Origin of the sequence: Bacteroides caecigallinarum (assembly GCF_021530995.1) — a bacterium.
Lineage (GTDB): Bacteria > Bacteroidota > Bacteroidia > Bacteroidales > Bacteroidaceae > Phocaeicola > Phocaeicola faecigallinarum.
In genome coordinates this window covers 1-4143 of record NZ_JADYTF010000181.1, presented here as the reverse complement: position 1 = coordinate 4143, position 4143 = coordinate 1, and the positions used below count along the sequence as shown (strand labels likewise).

Here is a 4143-nt window from a genome sequence, read left to right as displayed (position 1 = left end):
ATATAAAATTGATAAATGTATTATAGCATCGGTCATTACATTAAGTAATACAATAAAAAGACAACTATCAGGCGTTGATTTTCCGGTATTGGAATTAACACATGAAACTCCGGTACCTATTATTAATAAATATAGAACCCCTTCCACGTTAGGGATGGACAGATTGGCTGCTGTTGTTGGTGCAAATTACCTTATGCCTGATAGAGACATATTAGTAATTGATGCAGGAACTGCTTTGACTTTTGAATTTATAGATGCCAATGCGACATATTGGGGTGGTAATATATCACCGGGTATTTATACCAGATTCAAATCGTTAAGTGCATGTTGTGACAAATTGCCATTGATAGAAAAAGGTGGAGAACTTCCAGATATAGGATATAATACTGAAACTGCTATCAGAGCAGGTGTTATAAAAGGCATAGAATTTGAGATAAAAGGATATATCTCAGAAATGCAGAAAAAATATCCCGACCTTTTAGTTTTTTTAACTGGCGGAGATAAATTTTCTTTTGATACAAAATTAAAAAGTATCATCTTTGCAGATAGATTTTTAGTTTTAAAAGGTTTAAATAGAATATTAAATTATAATGTTAAGTAAAAAGGTTCTTATTAGTGCTATATTTACAACTGCATCAATATATGCAGTTGCTCAATCCAGCACTAATTCTCCATATACAAGATTCGGATTTGGGGACTTGTCAGACCAAGTCTTCACTAGTAATGCTGCAATGGGAGGAGTAGGACATGCCCTTCGTTCCAACAAGCATATCAACACCATGAATCCGGCATCTTATACGTCTGTAGATTCACTCTCTTTCATGTTTGATATAGGCTTTAGTTTGAAAAGTTCAAACTATGAGGAAAACAATATAAAATCAAATGCCAGAAATTCAAGTTTTGACTATTTGGCAATGCAATTCCGTCTTCACCCAAGAATTGGAATGGTAATCGGATTTACTCCTTTTTCAACCGTAGGATATAATTTCAGTTCAAGCGGGAATGTACCCAATAGCAATAATGTAAGCGTGACAAATACATATTATGGAGATGGAGGAACTAATACCGTTTTTGCAGGATTAGGATTTAAAGTTCTCAAGAATTTATCTATTGGAGCAAACATCGGTTATTTATACGGAAATCAGGAATATAGTACAACGGCTACATTAAGCAATGGAGGTGATTATACTATAAACTATAGAAATTTAAACGTAAAAAGCTACAAATTAGACATTGGTTTGCAGTATACACAACCATTAAATAAGAACCAAAACATTACTTTAGGATTGACATACGGGTTAGGACACCAATTAAATACAACAGAAGTAATCGGTACACAAGTAACAGACGGTAGCAGTTATTCCTCCACCAATGAAAAGACATATTATGATGGATATGGAATACCATCAACATACGGTATTGGACTTTCATATCAATATAAAAACAATCTTACTGTATGTGTAGACTACACTCGACAGGAATGGTCTAAAGTGAAACCATCCGATGTTTCCGGAATGTATAATGATAGAAATAAGATTGCAGCAGGCTTTGAATACATTCCAAACACTTTAGGAAGAAATTTTCTTGAAAGGATTTCTTACAGAGCCGGAGTATATTATACTTCCCCTTATATCAAAATACCTAATGATATTAGTGGAACATCTTACTCCGATGGCGCAAAAGAGATTGGAGTGAGTGCCGGATTCGGTTTTCCACTGACTCTTTTCCAGCGCAAAACAGTACTGAGTATAACAGGACAATACATAAACCTTTCACCAAGTAATAAAAATCTGATGTCAGAAAACAGATTTGTTCTTAAGATAGGTTTAACACTGAATGAACCATGGTTCATGAAATGGAGAGTTAATTAATTAGTACACAATAAACAATTAAATTAATATACGATGAGAATGAAGATGTTTACAATGCTGTGTGCCCTAACCTTAGGTACTACAGCTTCTTTTGCTCAAAAAGGAGTAGAAGATGGTTCTAGATTTGGACATGGAGAAGATAGTATCCGTTGTCTTCAGAACATCAGTATTTATACTGAATATGTAAAAACTGACAATTTCAAGGATGCATACAAACCTTGGAAAGCAGTATTCACAGAAGCTCCATTTGCACAGGTAGGTACATACACAAATGGTGCAAAGATTCTTCGTGGACTTATACAAAGTACTAAAGATGCAGCACAGCAGAAAGCATACCTCGATGAACTGATGGCTGTACATGATCAGCGTATCAAATACCTTGATCAACTTAACAAATTAGTTAGAAGCAAATCTACTGAGGGTTCTATCATCGGTATGAAAGTTCATGATTACATTGTATTCTCAGGAAAGAATATCGATGTAAATAAAGCATATGAGTGGGCAAAACAGGCTATAGACATGGAAAAAGAGAAATCTGATTATTTCATGTTCCTTGACATGATGGATGTGTCTTCACGTAAACTTAAAGCTGATGAAAGTCATAAAGAGCAGTTCATTCAGGATTACCTGACAGTTTCTGCTTATGCCGACGCAGCATTTAAAGCTGAAAAGAAAGAAAAAATGAAAGAATTGCTTAAGACAACAAAAGATAATGTTGACGCATATTTCATAAACAGTGGTGCTGCTTCTTGCGAAAACCTTCAGGCAATCTATGGTCCTAAAGTTGCACAAAACAAAACAAACCTTGAATATCTGAAGCAGGTTATAACAGTTATGCAATTATTGAAATGTACAGAAGAAGAAGCTTACTTCGAAGCATCTGAAGCTGCACACGCAATTGAACCAACTGCAGCTACAGCCGCAGGTTGTGGATATATGTATTACAAGAAAGGTGATCTTGACAAGAGTATAGGTTACTTCGATCAAGCAATCGAACTAGAACAGGATCCTATGAAAAAAGCAGAATACTGCTACAATGCAGGTGTAATACTTTTCAGCAAGAAACAATTAAGCCGTGCAAAACAATATTGCAATAAAGCTATCTCATTCAACAATAACTACGGTGATGCTTACATTCTTATAGCTCAAATGTATGCTTCTAGTCCAAACTGGAGTGACGAAGCCGCTCTTAACAAATGTACTTTCTTCGCAGTTATCGACAAATTACAGCGTGCAAAGAGTGTAGATCCAAGTGTTGCAGAAAAAGCTAACGAACTTATCAGAACATATTCTGCTTACACTCCGAAAGACGAAGATTTGTTCTTCCTTGGTTTGAGCAAAGGTCACACTGTAACTATCGGTGGATGGATAGGCGAAACAACAACAATCAGATAATAATATATGTCATATAGACACAGTATTTTCAACATTAGAAATTATATAAGCATAACAGTTGCCGTTTGGGCAACTGTTATGTTTCTTTTTTTTCCTTCATGCGGAGGAAAAGAAAAGAAACTGGCTGAAGCAATTGACGAAAATGACTCATTACCGGATATGCATAGTACCGGTATTGTTTCTTATGTTTCAGATTCAGGTATGATAAGATATAAAATAGTCACAGACGAATGGCTCGTGTTCAGTAAAAAAAATCCACCATACTGGGCATTCGAGAAAGGTCTATATCTAGAAAAATTCGACACTCTGTTCAGAGTTGATGCCAGCATCAAAGCAGACACAGCCTATTATCATGAAAAAAAAGAGATATGGGAACTAAGAGGTAATGTACACATCCAAAACCAATTAGGCGATAAATTTGATACAGAACTTCTGTTTTGGGATCAGGCAAAGGAACGTATATATTCTGACAAATACATAAAGATAGAACAAGAAGACAAGATTCTCACTGGTTACGGTTTTGATTCTAATCAGGAAATGACAGAATATGAAATATTTACTCCAACAGGAATTTTCACAGTAGAAGATACAGCCCCAACTGATACTGTAAACACTCAGTATAACAACAAATAAAATCTCCCAAACTACACCGCTAGTTTTGTCCTAATTAATATAAATGAGTAATGGGTATAATTATTGAATTAATTATAACAATGGCATTTTCTGCATTCTTTTCAGGAATGGAGATAGCTTTTGTATCATCAAACAAGCTTAGATTTGAAATGGAGAAATCAAATAATTTCTCCACAAAAATACTAACCATATTCTATCGAAATCCTAATAATTTTATTTCTACCATGTTAGTAGGAAATAATAT

Annotated in this window: 5 protein-coding genes; all 5 read left to right on the top strand. The window is 34.8% G+C overall.

What is annotated here, in order from left to right:
- A partial coding sequence (locus I6E24_RS15610) for a type III pantothenate kinase (protein WP_235329547.1) occupies window positions 1–601 on the top strand: 601 nt, incomplete at its 5' end.
- Window positions 591–1871, top strand: coding sequence for a hypothetical protein (locus tag I6E24_RS15605; protein WP_235329545.1), 1281 nt, complete (start codon window positions 591–593; stop codon window positions 1869–1871). The genes I6E24_RS15610 and I6E24_RS15605, both read left to right, overlap by 11 nt.
- Window positions 1872–1904: 33 nt before the next feature.
- The gene (locus I6E24_RS15600; protein ID WP_235329543.1) at window positions 1905–3266 is read left to right on the top strand and encodes a tetratricopeptide repeat protein; all 1362 of its coding nucleotides are present in this window, start codon (window positions 1905–1907) and stop codon (window positions 3264–3266) included.
- Window positions 3267–3272: 6 nt separating this feature from the next.
- On the top strand, window positions 3273–3899 hold the full coding sequence (gene lptC / locus I6E24_RS15595; protein ID WP_235329541.1) for an LPS export ABC transporter periplasmic protein LptC: 627 nt from the start codon (window positions 3273–3275) through the stop codon (window positions 3897–3899).
- 50 nt (window positions 3900–3949) lie between these two features.
- Window positions 3950–4143 (top strand): CNNM domain-containing protein (locus I6E24_RS15590; RefSeq protein ID WP_235329538.1); only part of this gene is annotated, 194 nt, incomplete at its 3' end.